Origin of the sequence: Halomonas kalidii, from assembly GCF_030010475.1 — a bacterium.
Taxonomy (GTDB): Bacteria; Pseudomonadota; Gammaproteobacteria; order Pseudomonadales; family Halomonadaceae; genus Halomonas; species Halomonas heilongjiangensis.
Genome location: NZ_JASCQN010000032.1, coordinates 230,652 through 251,351, shown reverse-complemented (window position 1 = coordinate 251,351; position 20,700 = coordinate 230,652). Strand labels below are relative to the sequence as shown.

Genomic DNA, 20,700 nt, shown 5'->3' with positions numbered 1-20,700 from the left:
GGGGCGCCGCCCGCACTCGCCCATGGCGGTCTGCCAGACGAAGAGGCCCCGTGGTTGTGCGGCCTCTCGCCAGTCGTGTCCTTCAATCCCGATAGGCGTCGATGCTCGGGCAGGAGCAGATCAGCTGCCGGTCACCGAAGACGTTGTCGACCCGATTGACCGCCGGCCAGACCTTGGCCGCCTTGACGGCCTCGGACGGGAAGGCGCCTAGCTCGCGGGAGTAGGGACGCTTCCAGGCGTCGTCCATCAGGTCGGCCATGGTATGCGGGGCGCGCACCAGGGGGTTGTCATCGACCGGCCAGACGCCATTCTCGACCTTCCTGACCTCCTCGCGGATGGCGATCATGGCGTCGCAGAAGCGGTCGATCTCGTAGCGTGATTCCGACTCGGTGGGCTCGACCATCAGGGTGCCGGGCACCGGGAAGGACATGGTCGGGGCATGGAAGCCGTAGTCCATCAGGCGCTTGGCGATGTCCTCCTCGCTGATGCCGGACGCCGCCTTGAGCGGGCGGATATCGATGATGCACTCGTGGGCCACGGTGCCGTTGACGCCGCGATAGAGCACCGGATAGTGGGCCTGAAGCCGTCGGGCGACGTAGTTGGCATTGAGGATCGCCAGTTCGGTAGCGCGTGTCAGGCCACGGGCGCCCATCATCTTGATGTAGGCCCAGGAGATCGGCAGGATCGACGCCGAGCCGAAGGCCGCTGCCGAGACCGCGCCACAGTCGGCATTCACGCCCTCGAGGGGGGTGACCACATGGTTGGAAACGAAGGGCGCCAGATGAGCCTTGACGCCGATCGGGCCCATGCCGGGACCACCACCACCATGGGGGATACAGAAGGTCTTGTGCAGGTTGAGGTGCGAGACGTCGCCGCCGAAGTCGCCGGGACGTGCCAGGCCCACCTGGGCATTCATGTTGGCGCCGTCGATATAGACCTGGCCGCCATGGGCATGCACGATCTCGCAGACCTCGCGCACATTGGTCTCGAAGACGCCGTGGGTAGAGGGGTAGGTGATCATGATCGCCGACAGGGCATCGCCATGCCGTTCGGCCTTGACGCGCAGGTCGTCGGTGTCGATGTTGCCGAGCTCGTCGCACTCCACCACCACCACCTTCATCTGCGCCATGGCCGCCGAGGCGGGGTTGGTGCCGTGGGCGGAGCTGGGAATCAGGCAGACGTCGCGGTGGCCCTCGCCGATGGCGGCCTGGTAGCGGCGGATCGCCACCAGGCCGGCGTACTCGCCCTGGGCGCCGGAGTTGGGCTGCATCGAGATATGCTCGTAACCGGTGATCTCCACCAGGAAGGCGGCAAGCTCGTCGATCATCTGCCGGTAGCCGGCGACCTGCGCCTTGGGGGCGAAGGGATGGACGCCGGCGAACTCCGGCCAGGTGATCGGGATCATCTCGCTGGTGGCGTTGAGCTTCATGGTGCACGAGCCCAGCGGGATCATCGCATGGGTCAGCGACAGGTCCTTGTTCTCCAGGCGCTTGAGGTAGCGCAGCATCTCGGTCTCGCTGCGGTAGCGCCGGAAGGTCGGGTGGGTCAGGAAGTCCGACTCGCGGCGGCAGGCCGCGGGAATGCCGCTCGTCCCCTCGGCGACGATGCGTTCGTCCAGGGCGGCCACCGAGAGGTCGTGTTCCTCGCCCAGCAGCACGTCGAAGAGGGTGTCCAGGTCGTGGGTGGTGGTGGTCTCGTCGAGGCTCACACCGACGTCGCCATTGCCGAAATAGCGCAGGTTGATCTCGTGGGTCATGGCCCGGCCATGAATCTTGCCGGCATCCACGCCGCTCAGGCGCAGGGTGTCGAACCAGCTGTCGTGGGCGAGTTCGACGCCCCTGGCCTTGAGCCCCTGGGCGAGGATGGTGGTCAGGCGATGGATGCGGCCGGCGATGGTGCGCAATCCCTCGGCGCCGTGGTAGACCGCATAGAAGCCGGCGATGTTGGCCAGCAGTGCCTGGGCGGTGCAGATGTTGGAGGTGGCCTTCTCGCGGCGGATGTGCTGCTCGCGGGTCTGCATCGCCATGCGCAGGGCGGTGTTGCCACGGGCATCCTTCGACACCCCGATGATGCGGCCGGGAATCGAGCGCTTGAGCTTGTCGGTGGTGGCGAAGAAGGCGGCATGGGGGCCGCCGTAACCCATGGGGACACCGAAGCGCTGGGAGGAGCCGACCACGATATCGGCACCCAGGGCGCCGGGCTCGGCGAGCAGTACCAGGCTCATGATATCGGCGGCCACACAGGTCATGATGCCACGCGCCGCGGCACCGGCGAGCAACGGGGCGAGATCGCGTACCCGGCCGCCGTCACCGGGGTACTGCAGCAGGGCGCCGAAGACGTCGGCATCGGCCAGCTCCTCGGCGGGGGCCACGATCAGCTCGAAGCCGAAATAGGCGGCGCGGGTGCGTACCACATCGAGGGTCTGGGGCAGGACGTCGGCGGCAACGAAGAAGGCATCGCTCTTCGCCTTCCTGTTGGCGCGCTTGCACAGCGCCATGGCCTCGGCCGCGGCGGTCGCCTCGTCGAGCAGCGAGGCATTGGCCAGCTCCATCCCGGTCAGGTCCATGACCATCTGCTGGAAGTTGAGCAGCCCCTCCAGGCGACCCTGGGCGATCTCCGGCTGGTAGGGGGTATAGGCGGTGTACCACCCCGGATTCTCCAGCACGTTGCGCTGGATCACCGGCGGCAGGTGGGTGTCGTGGTAGCCCTGGCCGATGTAGCTCTTGAACACCTTGTTCTGGCGGGCCAGGCGCTTCAGGTAGTCGAGTGCTTCCGCCTCGCTGCGTGGGGGATCCAGCGCCAGGGCGCGGCCGAGGCGGATGTCGGCCGGCACGGTCCGCTCGATGAGCGACTCCAGGCCATCCAGGTCCAGGGTGGCCAGCATGGCGGCGACATCATCGTCGCTCGGACCATTGTGACGCTGGAGAAAGTCGTCGTGTGCGGCCAGTTCGGCCAGTCGGCGGTTGTCGAGAGCCATGGAGCACCCTGTGTTGTCTGGACCTGCCGCAGCGGGGCGGTCGGCGAAGCAGTGTCCCCGGCCGCGGTGGCCGGGGGGCGAGATCGGCGAAGAGATCAGTCGTCGGCCACGGCCTGGTAGCCGTCGGCATCGAGCAGGGCGTCGAGGGCGGCGGCATCGGTGATGCGGACCTTCATGATCCAGCCATCCTCATAGGGCGACTCGTTGACCGTCTCGGGGGCATCCTCGAGGGTTTCGTTGACCGCGACGATCTCGCCGGCCACGGGGGCATAGAGGTCGGAGGCGGCCTTGACCGACTCGATCACACCGAACTCCTCATTGTGCTCGAGGGCACGACCCACCTCGGGGAGCTCGACGAAGACCACATCGCCCAGTGCCTCCTGGGCATGGTCGGTGATGCCGATGGTCACGGTGCCGTCGCCGTTGTCGAGTACCCATTCATGGCTTTCGGCATAACGAAGGTTGGCTGGGATTGAGCTCATCACGTTTTCCTATACGAAAAAGGTTTACCGGTTTTGCGAATGCTAACGCCATTGACGGCGTTTGGCGAGTCCGTCCGCGGCATTGCCGGAGGCGGTACCTGCAGGGCAATGCCCGCCTCTCAGGGTGGCTCGACGAGTGCGTGGCGTCCAGTGGCGTGCAGTCCCGGGCCCGTGGCGGCGGTCAGTCGACAGATGGCGGCACGGCTCTCTACGCTTGTGGGGAGCCGTGTGGCGTCCGCTGCGGGTCCCGGCGTCGACACGGTTGCGTGGGGCGGGAGCGCCGCGATAGAGTGCCTGTTTCCAATAGGAAACAATTTTCTCCGCGGTCTGCCGGCGCTGGTCGCCGGAGCATGATGAGGGAAGGCCTGCCTCAGCGTTCCACGAGACTGGTGTGATAACGGCATGATCCGCTATGGTACGCGGGTTCATTCTATCGATCATCTGTCAGGAAGTGCCTTTGACATGATGATCACCTGCTCGGGTTGGCCTGCGGCGCAGCATGGCAGGCCATAACAACAAGTGAAAAGGGAGACGTTCGTGGAAACCTTGAACAGTATCTTCGGTGCCATCAACAGCGTGGTCTGGGGCCCGCTGATGCTCATCCTGCTGCTCGGGGTGGGCCTCTATCTGCAGATCGGCCTGAAGCTGATGCCGATCCGCAAGCTCGGCATGGGCTTCCGGCTGATGTGGCAGGGGCGTGAGCGCAAACCGGCGCCGGGCGAGAAGAGGGCCAAGGAGGAGGAGGGGGAGATCTCGCCCTTCAACGCCCTGATGACGGCACTTTCCGCCACCATCGGTACCGGTAACATCGCCGGGGTGGCCACGGCCATCGCCCTGGGTGGTCCCGGTGCGGTGTTCTGGATGTGGATCACCGCCCTGGTGGGCATGGCCACCAAGTTCGCTGAGGCGGTGCTGGCCGTGCGCTACCGTGAGACCGACAGCACCGGCTACCACGTCGGCGGGCCGATGTTCTACATCAAGAACGGCCTGGGCAGGAAGTGGCTATGGCTGGGTGGTGCCTTCGCCTTCTTCGGGGCCGTGGCGGCCTTCGGCATCGGCAACACCGTGCAGTCCAACTCGGTGGCCGATGCTCTCTACTCGACCTTCAACATTCCCCACTGGCTGACCGGTGTCGTGATCATGGTGCTGGCCGGTGCGGTGATTCTCGGCGGCATCAAGCGTATCGCCAAGGTGGCGGGCAAGCTGGTGCCGCTCATGGGCATTCTCTACGTGCTGGCCGGTCTGTTGGTGCTGATCGTCAACGCCGGCCAGATCGGCGAGGCCTTCCGCCTGATCTTCTACTACGCCTTCAACCCCGTGGCGGCGGCCGGCGGCTTCGCCGGGGCGGCCGTGATGGCGGCGATTCGCTTCGGCGTGGCGCGCGGCATCTTCTCCAACGAGGCTGGACTCGGCAGCGCGCCCATCGCCCACGCGGCGGCCAAGACCAAGAATCCGGTTCGTCAAGGCCTGATCGCCATGCTCGGGACCTTCATCGACACCATCGTCGTCTGCACCATCACCGCCCTGGTCATCCTCACCTCCACGGTGTGGATCGAGGGGGAGGAGGGTGCCTCGCTGACGGCGCTCTCCTTCGACGCGGCGTTGCCGGGCTTCGGCAACCAGATCGTCTCGCTGGCCCTGGCGGTCTTCGCCTTCACGACCATCCTCGGCTGGTCCTTCTATGGCGAGAAGTGCTTCCAGTTCCTGTTCGGCACCCGCTCCATCATGCTCTATCGGGTGCTGTTCGTGCTGGCCATTCCGCTGGGTGCCATGGCGCAGCTGGGCTTCATCTGGCTGATGGCCGACACCTTCAATGCCATGATGGCGATCCCCAACCTGATCGCCCTGGCCCTGCTGTCGCCGGTGGTGTTCAAGCTGACCCGCGATTACTTCGACGGCAAGGAGATCCTGCCGGGCGAGGAACTGGACCACGACCGCTAGAGAGCGGCCTGCGTTGTGCCCCACGACACCATGACCCATGAGGAAACGACATGAGCGAACTCAAGCGAACACCGCTGTATGACCTGCACCTGGAGTTGGGGGCGAGGCTGGTACCCTTCGCCGGCTTCGAGATGCCGGTGCAGTATCCGCTCGGTGTCAAGAAGGAGCACGAGCATACCCGTGCCGCCTGCGGCCTGTTCGATGTCTCCCACATGGGCCAGGTCCTGCTGCGTGGCCCGTCTCCCGCCGAAGCGCTGGAGACCCTGGTGCCGGCGGACGTCGTCGGTCTGCCCGAGGGGATGCAACGCTATGCGCTGTTCACCAGCGAGGAGGGGGGCATCCTCGACGACCTGATGGTGGTCAACGCCGGCGACCACCTCTACCTGGTGGTCAATGCCGCCTGCAAGGATCAGGACACCGCTCATCTGCGGCGTGGCCTGCCCGATCACGAGGTCGAGGTGGTCGATCGTGGCCTGCTGGCGCTGCAGGGTCCCGAGGCCAAGGCGGTGATGCAACGGCTCTGCCCGGACGCCTGTGACATGGTCTTCATGCAGCATGGTCGCTTCGAGATCGCGGGTATCGAGGTGTGGGTCAGTCGCAGCGGTTATACCGGCGAGGATGGCTTCGAGATCTCGGTGGCCGCCGCTGACACCGAGACCCTGGCCCGCCGGCTGCTGGCCGAGCAGGAGGTCGAGGCGATCGGCCTCGGTGCCCGTGACTCGCTGCGCCTGGAGGCCGGGCTGTGCCTCTATGGGCATGACATCGACAGCACCACCACACCGGTGGAGGCGGGGCTGACCTGGGCCATCGGCAAGCCACGCCGTCGCGGCGGCGAGCGGCCCGGTGGTTTCCCCGGGGCCGACCTGATCCTGCATCAGATCGAGGCGAGGGACCATCGCCGCAAGCGCGTGGGTCTGCTGGGCGAGGGGCGCGCGCCGGTCCGCGAGGGTGCCGAGCTCTATGACGCCAACGGCCATCACCTCGGCGTGGTTACCTCGGGTGGCTTCGGCCCCGGCGTGGGCCGGCCGGTCGCCATGGGCTATGTGGCCAGCGAGGCCAGCGAGGTCGGCACCACGGTGTATGCCGAGGTGCGCGGCAAGCGCCTGCCGATGACAGTGAGCAAGATGCCCTTCGTGGCGCCCGGCTATTATCGCGGCTAGTGGGCTTATACCGTTATCTTGCGTGCTGTGTCGTCCCCTCCGCCATGGACTCGACAACGACGGCCACCTCCTTGGGAGGTGGCCGTTCTCTTTGGTGCGCCAGGCAGTCGATTCGACACCTGCCGATCCGGCCGCTGGTATCCCTCATTGTGTCTGCAGTGACTCGCCCTTGGGTGTATACATTTGACGGCAGTGGCGTAGGCAATCGATGCCCACTTTCGGCGATACACTCCAGGATGTATTCACACGCCGACAGGAGTGTTGGCAATAAGCGACCCGCACCGGTGAGCGATTCCGGGATGTGATCTCGCGACGACGGGGGTGTAGTCAAGTGGCGACTGTTCTACTTAGAGAAAGCAGACTTTTCAAGTCAATTTATGGAGATAGGCGTATCTCTCCCATAGAATTGCCGGCAATTTTGAGCTCACTCATGACAGGGCGGGCTCGGCAGACGACAGGATGTCATCTGGTCAGGGCAAGGGAATGCGCCCGTTGAAATCCCCGGGCGGTAGCGTGTCTGAAAGCGCAATACTTGGCCTATTATTCCCCTGTCGACGTTCATGCTGCTTGCCCATGCCAGAATGGCAGGCACCGCCATCAATGTAGAGATTCCACATGTCAAGGATAGTCCAGTTTCTGCGCAAGCGGTCCGCACGGAACGGCATGGCCGTTCTGGGGCTCGCCCTGCTGCTGGGAGGGTGCGCGGCCCCGGGAGGATTCTTCGGTTCGCAGCCGGGCGGCGTGGTGCAGGGTGGCCGGGGGCAGCCCCTGGACGAGAACGCCAGTGACTTCCTCTCCCAGTCGCCCGGTGGTGCCGTGATCACCCTGGCCGAGAGTCCCTGGGGCCGCGACGTCGAGGTCGTGGCCGACGAGCCTTATCACGCCGCCAGTGGCCGGAAGTGTCGCCGGCTGAGCGTCGTGTCGGCGAGCACCGGTCCCCAGCAGGCGGTCGCCTGTGAAACCACGCAGGGATGGGAGACCCAGCGCCTGGTCACCGAAATGCTGAGTACAGGGAGTGCTCGATGATGCTGCAAGTAAAACGCTGTTTGCCCCTGCTCGTCGGTCTGTTCTGCGCGCTGTTGGGGTCTCTGGCCCATGCCCAGACCGTCAACCCGCCCAGCGGCATCCTGCCGGAGCAGCAGCAGACTTCCTCACCGTCCGAGGAGGTGGATGACACACCGCGTGCCGACTGGCGAAGCGGTACCTATGGTCCCGTCCCTCAGGATCGCCTCGACGAAGCCGCCGACCGGCTTCCTCCCTTCGGCGCCAACCTCTTCGAAGGGGGCTTTCGAGGCACCGCGGCCGACGGCTTGAATCCCGGTTACCGCGTCAAGCCTGGCGACCAGGTGACGCTGCGTGCCTGGGGGGCCGTGGAGATCGACCGGGTGCTGACCGTCGATGCCCAGGGCAATATCTTCATCCCCAGCATCGGCCCGCTGGAAGTGCAGGGGCAGAACAGCGAGCAGCTCGACTCGAGCGTGCGTCAGGCGATCCAATCCGTCTATCCCGACAACGTCGAGGTCTATACCAACCTGCAGGGCGTGCAGCCGGTGGGCGTCTTCGTCACCGGCTATGTGGAGAACCCCGGGCGCTACGCCGGCACCCCCAGCGACTCGCTGCTCTACTTCCTCGATCAGGCCGGTGGCATCGACAATGAGCTGGGCAGCTTCCGCAATATCCGCGTGATACGCGACAACCAGGTCGTGGCCCGCGTCGATCTCTATGACTTCCTGCTCGACGGCGAGATCGCCCGACCCCAGTTGCGTGATGGCGATACCATCGTGGTGGAGGAGCGTGGCCCCTCCATCGCCGTGGTGGGCGACGTGCAGCGCGAGTATCGCTACGAACTCGTCGGTGAGCGGCTGACCGGCGCGGAGGTGGCCAACCTGGCCCGACTCAAGGCCGGTGTCTCCCATGTGCTGGTGCGCGGCTCCCGCGATGACGGCCCCTTTGCCCGCTACTTCCCGCTCAACGCCTTCAATGGGCAGACCGTGCGCAGCGGCGATGAAGTGACGTTCAGCGCCGACCAGCGCGACGAGACCATCGTCGTCCGGATCGAAGGCAGCCATTATGGGCCCTCGCGCTATGCACTGCCGCGTGATGCGCGCCTCAGCGAGCTGCTCGATGCCATCGCGGTACCCGAGGACATGACCGCCGGTTACAGCGTCTCGCTGCGCCGCGACAGCGTGGCCGAGCAGCAGCGTCAGTCGCTCGAGGATAGCCTGCGCCGCCTGGAGACCACCTATCTCGGCGCGCCGACGCGCACCGATGAGGAGGCCCGCACCCGTGTGCAGGAGGCCAAGCTCATCCAGGATTTCGTCGCACGGGCCCGGGAGGTCGAACCCTCCGGCCGGCTGGTGGTCGCCCAGGACGATCGCATCAGCGATATCCGCCTGCAGGATGGCGATGTCATCACCATTCCCGAGATCAGCGACTCCATCCTGGTCAGCGGCGAGATCGTCGTGCCCCAGGCGGCCGTCTACAACCCGGGCATGAGCGTGCGTGACTACATCGAAGCGGCCGGTGGCTTCACCCAGCGTGCCGACGATGACCATATCCTGGTCGCGCGCCAGAACGGCGCCGTGGTCAACGCTCGCAACATCACCCTGCGGCCCGGCGACGAGATCCTGGTGATGCCCAAGGTGCCGAGCAACAACCTGCAGCTCGCCTCCACCATCACCCAGATCCTCTACCAGATCGCGGTGGCCACCAAGGTCGCGCTCGATATCTAACCCCGACGGGCCGATGCCGCCATGGCGCGGCATCGGCTCGAGGCGCCCGGTTCTCCCGGCGCCGGCGAGCCCCCAAGCCAATCCTAACCCACAGGCCGTCCCTGCGGCCGGTATCGACTCCCATGCCTGACATCGACTCCACCAACGGTGCCCGTACCCCGTGGCAGGTCACGCGTAGCGTCTGGTTCGCCATGTTCATGCGCGAAACCGTTTCGCGCACCATGGCCGACCGCTTCGCCTGGTTCTGGATGATCTTCGAGCCGGTCGCCTTCGTCGGCATCTTCATCGCGATACGCAGCATGATTCGCGGCGATCGCTTCGTGATCGGCGCCGACTTCATCCCCTGGCTGATCGTCGGACTGATGGGCTTCTTCCTGTTCCGTGAGGGCATGAACCGTCCGGTGGGCGCGGTAGAGGCCAACCAGGGCCTGTTCGCCTATCGCCAGGTCCTGCCGATCGACACGGTTCTGGTCAGGATCGCGCTCGAGGGACTGTTGCGCTCCTTCGTGTTTATGCTCTTCATCGCCGGTGGGGTCATGCTCGGGCTCGACCTCTTCGCCGATCTGCCCATGCTCGCGATGTGGGCCTGGCTGTCGTTGTGGGCGCTGGGCGCCGGCATGGGCCTGGCCGTATCGGCGGCCACGGCGCTGGTCCCCGAGATCGGGCGCGTCGTGCGGATGCTGTCGCTGCCGCTGATGCTGCTCTCCGGGGTCATCATTCCCATGGCCTTGAAGCCCTACCATATCCAGCAGTTGATGCTCTACAACCCGATTGCCCACGCGGTCGAGTTCCTGCGCCTGGGCTTCTTCGAGAACTACAAGGCCGTCCATGGCATCAGCCTGCTGTATGTGTGGCTTTTCGCGCTGTCGATGATTGCCCTGGGCTTGATTCTGCACCTGCGCTTCGCCGAAGAGCTGAAGGCCAAGTGACGCCATGATCGAGCTCAAGGGACTGTACAAGCGCTACCACAACCACCTGCACAACGAGTGGGTGCTCAAGGACATCAACCTGACCATTCCCCAGGGCGTGAGCGTCGGCCTGGTGGGCCCCAATGGGGCCGGCAAGTCGACGCTGCTGCGGCTGATCGGCGGCATGGACTCTCCCGAGAGAGGGGCGGTGGTTCGTCGCTGCCGCGTCTCCTGGCCGATCGGGCTCACCGGGGGCTTCAAGGGGTCCATGACCGGCCGCCAGAACGTCCAGTTCGTGGCGCGCGTGCACGGCGGCGGCGTGCAGGGCGTCAAGCGAGTCATCGATTTCGTCGAATCGTTCGCCGAGATCGGCCCTGCCTTCGACCGCCCGGTGCAGACGTACTCGTCCGGGATGCGCTCGCGGCTGGCCTTCGGCCTCTCCCTGGCCTTCGATTTCGACGTCTACCTCTCCGACGAGGCCACCTCGGTCGGGGACAGGGCCTTCAAGGCCAAGGCCAAGCAGGCCTTCCGGGACCGGGTGGGGAAGGCCAGCCTGATCATGGTCTCCCATGGCGAAGCCATCCTGCGGGAGATGTGCCAGGCCGGCATCTTTCTCCATCAGGGCAGGGCCCAGTGGTTCGACGAGATAGACGACGCGATCGCGGCCTACCACGAGGCCAGCGGCATGCCGGATTCGGCGCCTCTGCTGGCGGCCAGAAGGGCGACCTGGGAGGCGCGCCAGGAGCTGCGGACCGTCAAGGCGGCCCATGCCGAGGCGCAGGCCGCGGGTGCCGACCAGGTGCAGCTCGATACCCTGATGGAATCGGTGACGCACAAGCGCCAACTGCTCAGGCAGCGCAAGGCGGAGCTTGCGGCCGTCAAGGAGCAGGCCGATGACGATGATTGAGGTTTTTCTACAAGGCCTGATGAATGAAAGCATTCTTTAAACGTAATCCCTACTGGGGAATCTGCATCGCGGTGATCGTGCTGGTGAGTGCCTACTGGACGCTCTGGGCCACGGATCGCTATGTCTCGCGTACGGTGGTGGTGCTGGAGAGCCCGCAGCTCGCCTCGCCCGACATCTCGATGTCCTCGATCCTCGGCGGCGGAGGTGGTTCCAGCGACCTGCTGTTGTTGCGCGAGCACCTGCTGTCGGTCGACATGCTGCGCCGGGCACAGGAAACGCTGGATCTCCGTGAGCACTACTCCAGCCACGGTGATTTCTTCGCGCGGCTGCGTGACCCCGATGTGCCCATCGAGGACCTGCATCAGTACTACCAGAGCCGGGTGCAGATCGACATGGACGAGTATGCCAATGTGCTCAAGATCGAGGTGCAGGCCTTCACGCCGGAGTTCGCCCACCAACTGGCCTCCTTGCTGCTCGAAGCCGGCGAGGAGCACATGAATGAGATGGGGCAGCGCCTGGCCGAGGAGCAGGTGCGCTTCCTCGAGCAGCAGTTGGGGCGCCTCAGCGAGCGGCTGGATGTGGCACGTGCCGACCTGCTCGACTACCAGAACGAGCATGGCCTGGTATCGCCCACCAACACCGTGGAGAGCCTGAACCAGGTGGTGGGCACCCTGGAAGGCGAGCTGGCGCGCCTGCAGGCACGGCGCAGTGCCCTGGGCAGCTTCCAGAGTGCTCAATCCTCGGAGATGGTGAGGGTGGAAAGCGAGATCCGCGCCCTGCGCGAGCAGATCGATCAGGAGCGCGACCGCCTGGCCCAGGCCACGGGAGACTCGCTCAACCGGATCTCGTCGGAGTATCAGACGCTGGAGCTGCGGGCTCAGTTCGCCCAGGAAACCTACTCCAGTGCCATGTCCGCCCTGGAGAACACCCGCATCGAGGCGGCGCGCACCCTCAAGCAGGTATCGGTCCTGCAGAGCCCGGTGCTCCCCGAGTACGCCGTCGAGCCGCGCCGGCTCTACAACGCCACGGTGTTCGGCATCCTTGCCCTGTTCGTGACCTTCATTCTCAACATGATCGTGTTGATCGTGCGTGATCATAGGGACTGATCCATGGCCAAGACGTTTCTGGTGACGGGAGGTGCCGGCTTCATCGGCTCGGCGGTGGTGCGCGAGCTGATCGGAACGACGGAGCACCGGGTGATCAATGTCGACAAGCTGACCTACGCCGGCAACCTGGCATCGCTGGAAGGCGTGGCGACGAGCCCGCGCCATCTCTTCGTCGAGGCGGACATCTGCGATACGCCGACCATGCAGCGTCTCTTTGCCGAGCAGCGGCCCGATGTGGTGATGCATCTGGCCGCCGAGAGTCATGTGGATCGTTCCATCGATGGGCCGGCCGAGTTCATCCGGACCAATGTGGTCGGCACCTCGGTACTGCTGGAGGTGGCCCGCGGCTACTGGAATGGCTTGCAGGAGCGCGAGCCCGGCAAGGCGGCCGGGTTCCGCTTTCATCACGTGTCCACCGACGAGGTATACGGCGATCTGGACGATCGCCGGGGCCTGTTCACCGAATCCACCCCCTATGCACCCAGTTCCCCCTATGCCGCCAGCAAGGCCAGCGCCGACCACCTGGTGCGGGCCTGGCAGCGCACCTACGGGCTGCCGACCCTGATCACCAACTGCTCCAACAACTACGGTTCCCACCATTTCCCCGAGAAGCTGATCCCGCTGATGATCCTCAACGCCCTGGCCGGCAAGCCGCTGCCGGTCTATGGCGATGGCCAGCAGGTCCGTGACTGGCTCCATGTGGAGGACCACGCCCGTGCCCTGATCAGGGTGGCGAGCGACGGCAGGGTCGGTGAGACCTACAACATCGGCGGTCACAACGAGCGGAGCAATCTCGCCGTCGTCGAAGCGATCTGCGACCTGTTGCAGGAGCTGGCCCCGTCGAATCGCTCGTATCGCGATCTGATCACCTTCGTCGACGATCGACCGGGTCACGACAGGCGCTATGCCATCGATGCCGGCAAGATCGCCCGCGAGCTTGGCTGGGTGCCGCACGAGACGCTCGAGAGCGGGCTGCGCAAGACGGTCGAATGGTACCTGCTCAACCAGAGCTGGTGGCGGCGCGTGCAGGAGGGCCGCTACCAGGGACAGCGTCTCGGCCTGGCCGATACGGTCTCCTGACCTGCTCGACTCGACCTGACCTCTTCAACTCGATGGCATGGATGGCATCAATGAATATTCTGGTCACCGGAAGCACCGGCCAGGTCGGCTTCGAGCTGCAGCGTCAGCTCAGCCTCCTGGGCCGAGTCCTGGCCCCCTCCCGTCACTCGCTCGATCTTGTCGACGCCCGGGCGGTCGATGCCTGGCTGGCACAGCATCGCCCCGATCTGATCGTCAACGCCGCGGCCTACACGGCGGTAGACCGGGCCGAGAGCGAACCGGCGCTCGCCCGGCGCCTGAACGCCGAACTGCCTGCCCAGCTGGCCCGGCATGCCGAGCGGCATGACCTGTGGCTGGTACACTACTCCAGCGATTACGTCTATTCCGGCCGCGGCGATACGCCCTGGCGGGAAGACGCGTCCCCGGCACCGCTCAATGTCTATGGTCAGACCAAGCTGGAAGGCGACCTGGCCATCCAGCACAGCGGCTGCCAGCACCTGATCTTCCGTACCAGCTGGGTCTACAGCGCCTACGGCCGCAACTTCATGAAGACCCTGCTGCGGCTGGCCCTGGAGCGCGATGAGCTCGGGGTGGTCGCGGACCAGGTCGGCGTTCCCACACCGGCCCGCCTGATCGCCAGGGTCACGGCCCAGGCACTCTCCCTGCGCCTGGCAAGCGGCCTCTATCACCTCGCGCCTCGCGGCAAGACGAGCTGGCACGGCGTTGCCCAGGCCATCTTGCGGCTCGCCGACTCCCAGGGCGTTGCCATGACGCTGTGCCCCGATGCGGTCATGCCTGTTCCCACGACCGACTATCCCACCCCGGCCTCGCGTCCGCTCAACTCGCGGCTGTGCCTCGACAAGCTCGAAGCCGCCCTGAGGACGCCACTGCCCGACTGGGAGGCCCAGTTGGCACTCACGCTCGGAGAGTATCTCTCTCACCCCACGGGCGCCCGCCTGAGAGAACCCATGGAGCAGACGTGATGACGCGGAAAGGCATCGTGTTGGCCGGCGGGGCCGGCAGTCGGCTCTATCCCATAACCCATGGGGTGTCCAAGCAATTGCTGCCGATCTACGACAAGCCGATGATCTACTACCCGCTCTCGGTGCTGATGCTCGCCGGGGTACGGGAGGTCCTGATCATCTCGACCCCCGATGACCTGCCTGCCTTCCAGCGCCTGCTGGGCGATGGCGCCCAGTTCGGGATATCGCTCGAATACGCCGAGCAGAAATCGCCCGATGGCCTGGCACAGGCCTTCCTCATCGGTGAGCGCTTCATCGCCAACGATCCCGTGTGCCTCGTGCTGGGCGACAACATCTTCCATGGCCAGCACTTCACCGGCCAGCTGCAGCAAGCGAACCGACGCCACCGGGGTGCCACCATCTTCGGCTACTACGTCAAGGATCCCGAGCGATTCGGGGTGGTGGAATTCGGCCCCGAGGGGCAAGCCATCTCCATCGCCGAGAAGCCGACCCGGCCCAGGTCGAACCATGCCGTGACCGGACTCTACTTCTACGACAACGATGTCGTCGAGATCGCCAGACGCGTCCGCCCGTCCCTCCGTGGCGAGCTGGAGATCACCTGCATCAACAATGCCTACCTGGCTCGCGGCGACCTGCAGGTGGAGTGCCTGGGCCGCGGCTTCGCCTGGCTGGACACCGGCACCCACGACAGCCTGCTGGAAGCCGCCCAGTACGTGCAGACCATCGAGCACCGCCAGGGGCTGAAGGTCGCCTGCCTGGAAGAGATCGCCTGGCGCAATGGCTGGATCGATGACGACAGGCTCATCGCCCAGGGCGAGGCCCTCGCCAAGACCGGCTACGGCCAATACCTGCTCGATCTGGCGACCCCGGCCCCGTAGGCGGCCCTGCCGGGGCCGCCGGCCCCCAAGACATGGATGTTCAGTGCAATGGAAGCAACGCCTCTCGCAATCCCCGACGTTCTGCTGATCACCCCCGGGGTGCACGGCGACGAGCGCGGGTTCTTCATGGAAAGCTTCAACCAGCGTGCCTTCGAAGCCGTTACCGGCGTGGGCGCCACCTTCGTTCAGGACAACCACTCCCGCTCTGCACGCGGGGTGCTGCGTGGGCTGCATTATCAGGTCGAGCAGCCCCAGGGCAAGCTGGTGCGGGTCGTGGCCGGAGAGATCCTCGATGTCGCGGTTGACATCCGCCGCGGCTCCGCTACCCGCGGGCAATGGGTGAGTGCCCGCCTGTCCGCCGCCAACCACCGGCAGCTCTGGGTGCCCGAAGGATTCGCCCACGGCTTCGTGGTGCTGAGTGACACGGCCGACGTGCTCTACAAGACGACCCACTACTACGCACCACGGTTCGAGCGTTCCATCCGCTGGGATGACCCGGCGCTTGCCATCGATTGGCGACGCGAGGAGTGGTGCTGGGGCAGCCAGCCGATCCTGTCGACCAAGGATCGCCTCGCTTCCGACTTCCACGCCAGCGAGATCCTCTGACCATGTTCAGCCAATATCAACAAGCCGTACGCGATGCGCAGGACATCGATACCTTGCAAGCCTGGAAGACGTTTTCCCTCGCCTTCTGGGACGAGCCGAACCACGGGTTGTCCGAGGAGCTCCAGCAGCATCTCTTCCACGCCGGGTTCCTGCGCAGCCGCTGGGCGTTGTACGACATGGCGGAAAATGGCGTCGAGGGCTACCTGAGCGACTTTCAAGCCCTGCGCCTGCAGGCCGCCAATGCCAAGTACCAGGCGGTCATGGCCGACCGCGTGCTCTGTTCCCATGTGGTAAGCAACTACTGCCGCGCCCCGCAGATCTACTGCGTGGTGAGTGCGGAAGAGGTGCAGTGGGCAGCCTCGCCCTGGTGGCGACAGCGAGACCAGGCGTCGGGCGGTCTGATCGTGCACCCCATGCAGCCAGGGGTGGTCGCCTCCTATCAGCGGATCCTGCTGCAGGATGGCCGCTTCCAGGGGCCCCTGGGCGAGGGGCGCAGCGACGAGCTGGTGCAGGCCCTTCAGCAGCAGGCACGCCGACAGGGTTGCGCCTACGTACTGACCGAGCACGTCCCCCAGGGCGGCTTTGCCGATGAACTCGCCCCCGGTCACCTGAACCTGCTCAATGTGCTGCTGGTCCGCGAGCCGCACGAATGGCGGCCACAACTCGCTGCCGCCACCCTGGTGATCGGACGGCGGCGCGCGGACGGCAGCGCCGCCCTGCGGGTCGAGGAGGGCGCCCTGAGCGCCTCCGTCGACGACGAGACCGGCCTGATCACCTCCTGCAAGGGGCTGGACGAGCGGCGTCACAAGCTCTGTGACTTTCCGACCCATCCGCAGACGGGGAGTCGCCTCGTCGGGCAGCGACTGCCCGGCTGGCGAGAGATTCGCGAGATGCTGATGGCCTTCTTCGACGAATCCTCGTACCTGCGCGCCTGCAGTCTCTCCTTCGTGCTCACCGACGAGGGACCGAGTTTCTTTGCTGCCTGCGAGGGCCATCTGGCCACGCACCAGATCCATCGTCCCCTGCTGGGCGATCCCTTCATCGCCAGCCATATCAGCCGATTGGGTGCCTGATGCCGAACCCGGTACTCGATGAAGCCAAGCGCAGGCTGCTGCGCGTCGTGGGCCATCGCCCGACGCTGCTGCGTGAGGAGATCGTGCGCAGCGGGTACTTCAACGCCGAGTGGTACCTCGGTAATCACCCCGAACTCCAGCAGGATCCCCTGGCACAGCGGGACCCGTTGGGCCACTTCATGAGCCAGGGTGCCCGGCAGGGCCTGAGCCCGGGGCCCGGTTTCCATACGGCCTGGTATCTCGAGGAGTACGAGGACGTCCGCAGCGCCAGCATCAACCCCCTCATCCACTACCTGCGACATGGGCGCCATGAAGAGCGACGGCCCACACCGCACCTGGCGGGAGTCCGCGAACGCTTGCCATATCTGAGCGGGGGGCGCCACTCGCGGGTCATCTACGATACCAAGCGCAGTGCCGACCTCAGTCACGAGGGACGCGTGCAACGGCTGGACAAGGCCGAAGGTGTGGAGATCTGGCGGGCGTTCAGCCGGGAGTTTCTGCTCGGGTCCCGCTGGCTGGCCCAGGAGGACGCCGAATACCTGCACAACCGCGGCTTCCTGCCGGACAAGAAGGCGCTCTACCGGTTGCCGAACGCCCAGGCCGATGCCTATGTGAGCGACCTTCAGGCCCGCCTGCTACCGCTGACCAACGGCAATGCCCGCCAACTGCTCGAGACCCCGGCGCTGCAGTTTCAGCTGTTCGCGAGGCGCCTGCCCATGCGGCCGCCCACTGCCGCCGCCGCTTCGACCTCTCGCCTGAAGGTATTGATGATGCTCGATCCGGCGAGCGCCGCACTGATTCCGCTGGCTGCCGTGGTGGAGCGCACCGAGTGCCCCCTGGGGCGACACTCGGCCAAGAGTTATCACCTCTCGCTCAACACTGGTCGCGTCAAGAGCGTGGTGCGCTACCGGGCCAACACCATCCTGACCGGCCCGCGACTTCCCAGGCCCTGGGAGCGGGGGCGCTATCAAGAGGCGTGGCGATTCGTCGAGAGAGAGATTCTGGCCGTGATCACTCACAAGCCCATCTTCACCTTCGCACAGATCGACATCGAGATCGGCGGTGATACGCCGCGGTTGATCGAGCTGAGCAGCCAGCCGAGTGTCGTTCCCTTTCAGGTGCATGGCCCCTTGATGCAGTCCGAGGCGGCCGTCGAGTTCATTCGCGAATTTGGAATCTAGGTCAGCCATCATGATGCAATTAACGCCCAGCAAGTCAGTATTGCTAAGACGCTCGATACCGCAGCCAGCGCGGCCGTTCTCCAGGGCCAAGGTGGCAACGTCACTGGACCTTCCCAGGGACCACCACCAGCAGTTCATGGCTAGCCTGAGTGGCCCGAAGGCGCTGGCACTGCACAAGCGCTTCACGCTCGACTTCCATGCCGACCCGGATCTGGAGCGTCTCAGCGAGAAACAGGCGAACTTCCTCTACAAGCGTGGATTCCTTCCTGAAAAGGTACGGCTATACGGACTCACACCGGACAATATCGATCTCTACCTCAGCGACGTTCAGCGCTGGCTGACGAGGCTGGTCAACGGGTCTTACAGTATCGTCTTCAATGACAAGGTACTGTTTACCCAGGTGTTGGGCCGTTACTGCCGAGTGCCTGACATCATCGCCACTTTCCGCAACGGACGAGCCATTCCCTACAGTCCGATTTGGGATCGTGTCGTCAACGGTCAGGATGACGGACGCATGATGGTCGCCAAGCCTCTGGGGGGAGGTGGCGGTGGAAGTGTCTACTTCATTCGTACCGATCGTCACCATGCGGTGGTGGAAACCAACGATGATAGCAACTCCCGTATCATCGTGAAGGTGGATGAACTCGCCGAGGTGCTGGCCGGCCAGGAAGTTCCCTTCATCCTGAACGATTACATACAGCAAGGTGTCTTTACTAAAACGCTGTTTCCATTGACGGTCAATACGCTTAGAGTGTTGGTCGTTCGCAGCCCGATCACGGGACAAGCCAGGGTCATGCGGGCGGTGCAAAGGATTGGTACGAGCGAGTCCTATCCCATCGACAATTTCTCGTTGGGAGGACTGAGTTCCGAAGTCGACCTTGTTAGTGGTGAACTCGGCTGCGCCGTGGCGGCCGAAGGAAAATACAAGGGGCATGGCTGGGAGTGCCATCCCGATACAGGGGAAAGGATTCGCGGCAAGCGTGTGCCGGACTGGGAGAATATAAAGCACGGAATATGTCGTGTATTCAATCAGTTACCCTACGTCAAGTACTGCGGTTTCGATCTCGTCATCGATGACGAGGGCGTCGTGGTCCTCGAAGGAAACAGCTATAGCCAGGTTCGACTTTTTCAGATGAACAGGCCACTGCTTGAATGCCAGGAATTGGTCGAATTTTATAAGAAAGAAGGACTTCTTGGGAATTACAAGGAGAAGCAGGAAGCAATAGCAGCAGGGTGATGCAGGAGGGGATTCTTGCAAAGTGATAGTCGGAGCCACAAGGAGGTCCTAGAGATGATTACTCAAGTCGATATCTTCACGTTGAAGAACAAGCCTGTCACCAAGGCCGACAAGGAGAAGGGTGATAGCCTCAGCGGAAGGGAGTCCGAAGCATACTCCATCTTCTTCAGGGTGACGGCCGAAGTGGATGGAAAGGAGTACGTTGGACTGGGTGAGGCAAGGCCCTCCAGCATCAGCGCGGAAACCCTGTCCCGTGCTACCCGCTATGCAAAGAAGTTGGCACGAGGGCTTACCGGAAAGACGCTGCCCGTACCGGCCGGTGAGCAGAAGCCGACCCGGCAAGTGCGTGAAGTGGTGCAACAGGTCGTAAGCGAGATCTTCGGCTACACCGAGGAGGGCATCAGCCAGCAGCGGCCCAGCCCATCGGTATGCTTTGCTGCCGAGTGTGCACTGCTGGATATCTTCGCCAAACAGCAGGGAGTCTCGGTGGGGCAGCAGGTGGCTGATGCCAGTGAAGATGGCATGGTGCGCAATGTGTTCAATGATCGCCTGAAGAACACCGAGAAGTTGCTCTCCGACATTGCAGGCGGGAAGGTCGTGGAGGGTTGGTTGCGTCGTGGGCGTCGCATCGATGCCGACAAGGCCAGTGCCTTGGTGAACTCTCTGCTGTTCGCATTGGGCGGCAAGCAGCATGCCGTCCAGGGCATTATCCTCAACGCTGGCCAACGGTGGCAGCTGGATGACTGGAAGCGCTTCTGTGACGATATCTCCCTGACCGGACTGGTCGAGAAGCTGGGCGTCGAGGTCGTGGTCGAGGATCCCTTCGCCGAGATTTCAGATACCTTCTATCGCGAAGCCTTCGCCTATGCAAAGGGCAAGCGGATCCGCATCATGCTGGCCAAGCCCATCTGGGGGGTCGAATCGATTCGCACCCTGGCCCCCTACATGCCCTATGTCGATCTCAAGGTAACGCCCCAGAAGGCCGGTGGCTTCCATGAGGTGCTGGAGACCGAGCGCGAAGCCAAGACGTTGGGCTTCAATGGCGGCATCTTCCTGGGCAACCTGCCGAACACCACCAACTTCAACACCCTGGTCATGCTGGCGCTGGCGAGAAGCCTGGAGACATGTCGTTACTTCCCGGCCACGTTCCAGAAGGAACGCAAGGTACGCCTGGTACATCCCCGTGCAGAACGGGAAGGCCATCAGCTGGTCGCGCCCGAGGGCGCCGGCTGGGCGACCAACGTCTGCCGTTCCGCACTCAGGCGGCGCATGATGTTCCATCGTGCCTATGGAGCCGAAGGCCGGATTCCCGATCGTGACGCCCGCAAGGCACTGCTCAGGAGTGCCTTCGATGACCGCTTCCTCGGGCGCGAGGCCGAGCAGGGCAAGCGATTCAAGTACAGCGACGAGAAGCTGGCCAAGGCGCTGGAAGGCGCCAACTGAGAAACATGCCGGGCGGAGTCATCCGCC

17 protein-coding genes are annotated in these 20,700 nt (G+C 64.5%); 15 read left to right on the top strand and 2 right to left on the bottom strand.

The window, feature by feature from the left end; all coding sequences use genetic code 11:
* Positions 1 to 82: 82 nt before the first annotated feature.
* Together gcvP and gcvH are read right to left on the bottom strand one after the other, a co-directional pair.
* A complete protein-coding gene (gene gcvP, locus QLQ85_RS09545) occupies positions 83 to 2,977 on the bottom strand; it encodes an aminomethyl-transferring glycine dehydrogenase (RefSeq protein WP_282738787.1) in 2,895 nt (964 codons plus the stop codon).
* Between the two features lie 95 nt (positions 2,978 to 3,072).
* A complete protein-coding gene (gene gcvH / locus QLQ85_RS09540) occupies positions 3,073 to 3,459 on the bottom strand; it encodes a glycine cleavage system protein GcvH (protein WP_282738786.1) in 387 nt (128 codons plus the stop codon).
* Positions 3,460 to 3,996: 537 nt separating this feature from the next.
* Between gcvH and QLQ85_RS09535 the strand changes: the two genes are divergently transcribed.
* The 15 genes from QLQ85_RS09535 (at position 3,997) to QLQ85_RS09465 (ending at position 20,673) form a co-directional block, all read left to right on the top strand.
* Positions 3,997 to 5,400, top strand: coding sequence for an alanine/glycine:cation symporter family protein (locus QLQ85_RS09535; RefSeq protein ID WP_282738785.1), 1,404 nt, complete (start codon positions 3,997 to 3,999; stop codon positions 5,398 to 5,400).
* A 50-nt stretch (positions 5,401 to 5,450) separates the two neighbouring features.
* Positions 5,451 to 6,560 carry a glycine cleavage system aminomethyltransferase GcvT gene (gcvT, locus tag QLQ85_RS09530; protein ID WP_282738784.1) on the top strand — a complete coding sequence of 370 codons (1,110 nt, stop codon included), beginning with the start codon at positions 5,451 to 5,453 and terminating at the stop codon, positions 6,558 to 6,560.
* A 615-nt stretch (positions 6,561 to 7,175) separates the two neighbouring features.
* Positions 7,176 to 7,586, top strand: coding sequence for a DVU3141 family protein (locus QLQ85_RS09525; protein ID WP_282738783.1), 411 nt, complete (start codon positions 7,176 to 7,178; stop codon positions 7,584 to 7,586).
* On the top strand, positions 7,583 to 9,292 hold the full coding sequence (locus QLQ85_RS09520; protein WP_407650372.1) for a polysaccharide biosynthesis/export family protein: 1,710 nt from the start codon (positions 7,583 to 7,585) through the stop codon (positions 9,290 to 9,292). Before QLQ85_RS09525 ends, QLQ85_RS09520 begins: the two co-directional genes overlap by 4 nt.
* 122 nt (positions 9,293 to 9,414) lie before the next feature.
* Entirely contained in the window at positions 9,415 to 10,221 is an 807-nt protein-coding gene (locus QLQ85_RS09515) for an ABC transporter permease (protein WP_282738782.1), read from the top strand.
* Between the two features lie 4 nt (positions 10,222 to 10,225).
* Positions 10,226 to 11,107, top strand: coding sequence for an ABC transporter ATP-binding protein (locus QLQ85_RS09510; RefSeq protein ID WP_282738781.1), 882 nt, complete (start codon positions 10,226 to 10,228; stop codon positions 11,105 to 11,107).
* 23 nt (positions 11,108 to 11,130) lie between these two features.
* Positions 11,131 to 12,213 carry a chain-length determining protein gene (locus tag QLQ85_RS09505; RefSeq protein WP_282738780.1) on the top strand — a complete coding sequence of 361 codons (1,083 nt, stop codon included), beginning with the start codon at positions 11,131 to 11,133 and terminating at the stop codon, positions 12,211 to 12,213.
* A 3-nt stretch (positions 12,214 to 12,216) separates the two neighbouring features.
* Positions 12,217 to 13,293, top strand: coding sequence for a dTDP-glucose 4,6-dehydratase (rfbB, locus tag QLQ85_RS09500; RefSeq protein ID WP_282738779.1), 1,077 nt, complete (start codon positions 12,217 to 12,219; stop codon positions 13,291 to 13,293).
* A 50-nt stretch (positions 13,294 to 13,343) separates the two neighbouring features.
* Complete coding sequence (rfbD, locus tag QLQ85_RS09495) at positions 13,344 to 14,255, top strand: dTDP-4-dehydrorhamnose reductase (protein WP_282738778.1); 912 nt, start codon at positions 13,344 to 13,346, stop codon at positions 14,253 to 14,255.
* The gene (rfbA, locus tag QLQ85_RS09490) at positions 14,255 to 15,133 is read left to right on the top strand and encodes a glucose-1-phosphate thymidylyltransferase RfbA (RefSeq protein WP_282738777.1); all 879 of its coding nucleotides are present in this window, start codon (positions 14,255 to 14,257) and stop codon (positions 15,131 to 15,133) included. Before rfbD ends, rfbA begins: the two co-directional genes overlap by 1 nt.
* Positions 15,134 to 15,181: 48 nt before the next feature.
* A complete protein-coding gene (gene rfbC, locus QLQ85_RS09485) occupies positions 15,182 to 15,739 on the top strand; it encodes a dTDP-4-dehydrorhamnose 3,5-epimerase (RefSeq protein ID WP_282738776.1) in 558 nt (185 codons plus the stop codon).
* A 53-nt stretch (positions 15,740 to 15,792) separates the two neighbouring features.
* Positions 15,793 to 16,812, top strand: a complete 1,020-nt coding sequence (locus tag QLQ85_RS09480; RefSeq protein WP_282738775.1) for a sugar-transfer associated ATP-grasp domain-containing protein — start codon at positions 15,793 to 15,795, stop codon at positions 16,810 to 16,812.
* Entirely contained in the window at positions 16,812 to 17,993 is a 1,182-nt protein-coding gene (locus QLQ85_RS09475; RefSeq protein ID WP_282738774.1) for a hypothetical protein, read from the top strand. Before QLQ85_RS09480 ends, QLQ85_RS09475 begins: the two co-directional genes overlap by 1 nt.
* Positions 17,994 to 18,003: 10 nt before the next feature.
* Positions 18,004 to 19,230, top strand: a complete 1,227-nt coding sequence (locus tag QLQ85_RS09470) for a sugar-transfer associated ATP-grasp domain-containing protein (RefSeq protein WP_282738773.1) — start codon at positions 18,004 to 18,006, stop codon at positions 19,228 to 19,230.
* A gap of 54 nt (positions 19,231 to 19,284) precedes the next feature.
* Positions 19,285 to 20,673: a hypothetical protein gene (locus QLQ85_RS09465; RefSeq protein WP_282738772.1), complete on the top strand. Its 1,389-nt coding sequence runs from the start codon at positions 19,285 to 19,287 to the stop codon at positions 20,671 to 20,673.
* Positions 20,674 to 20,700 lie beyond the last annotated feature (27 nt).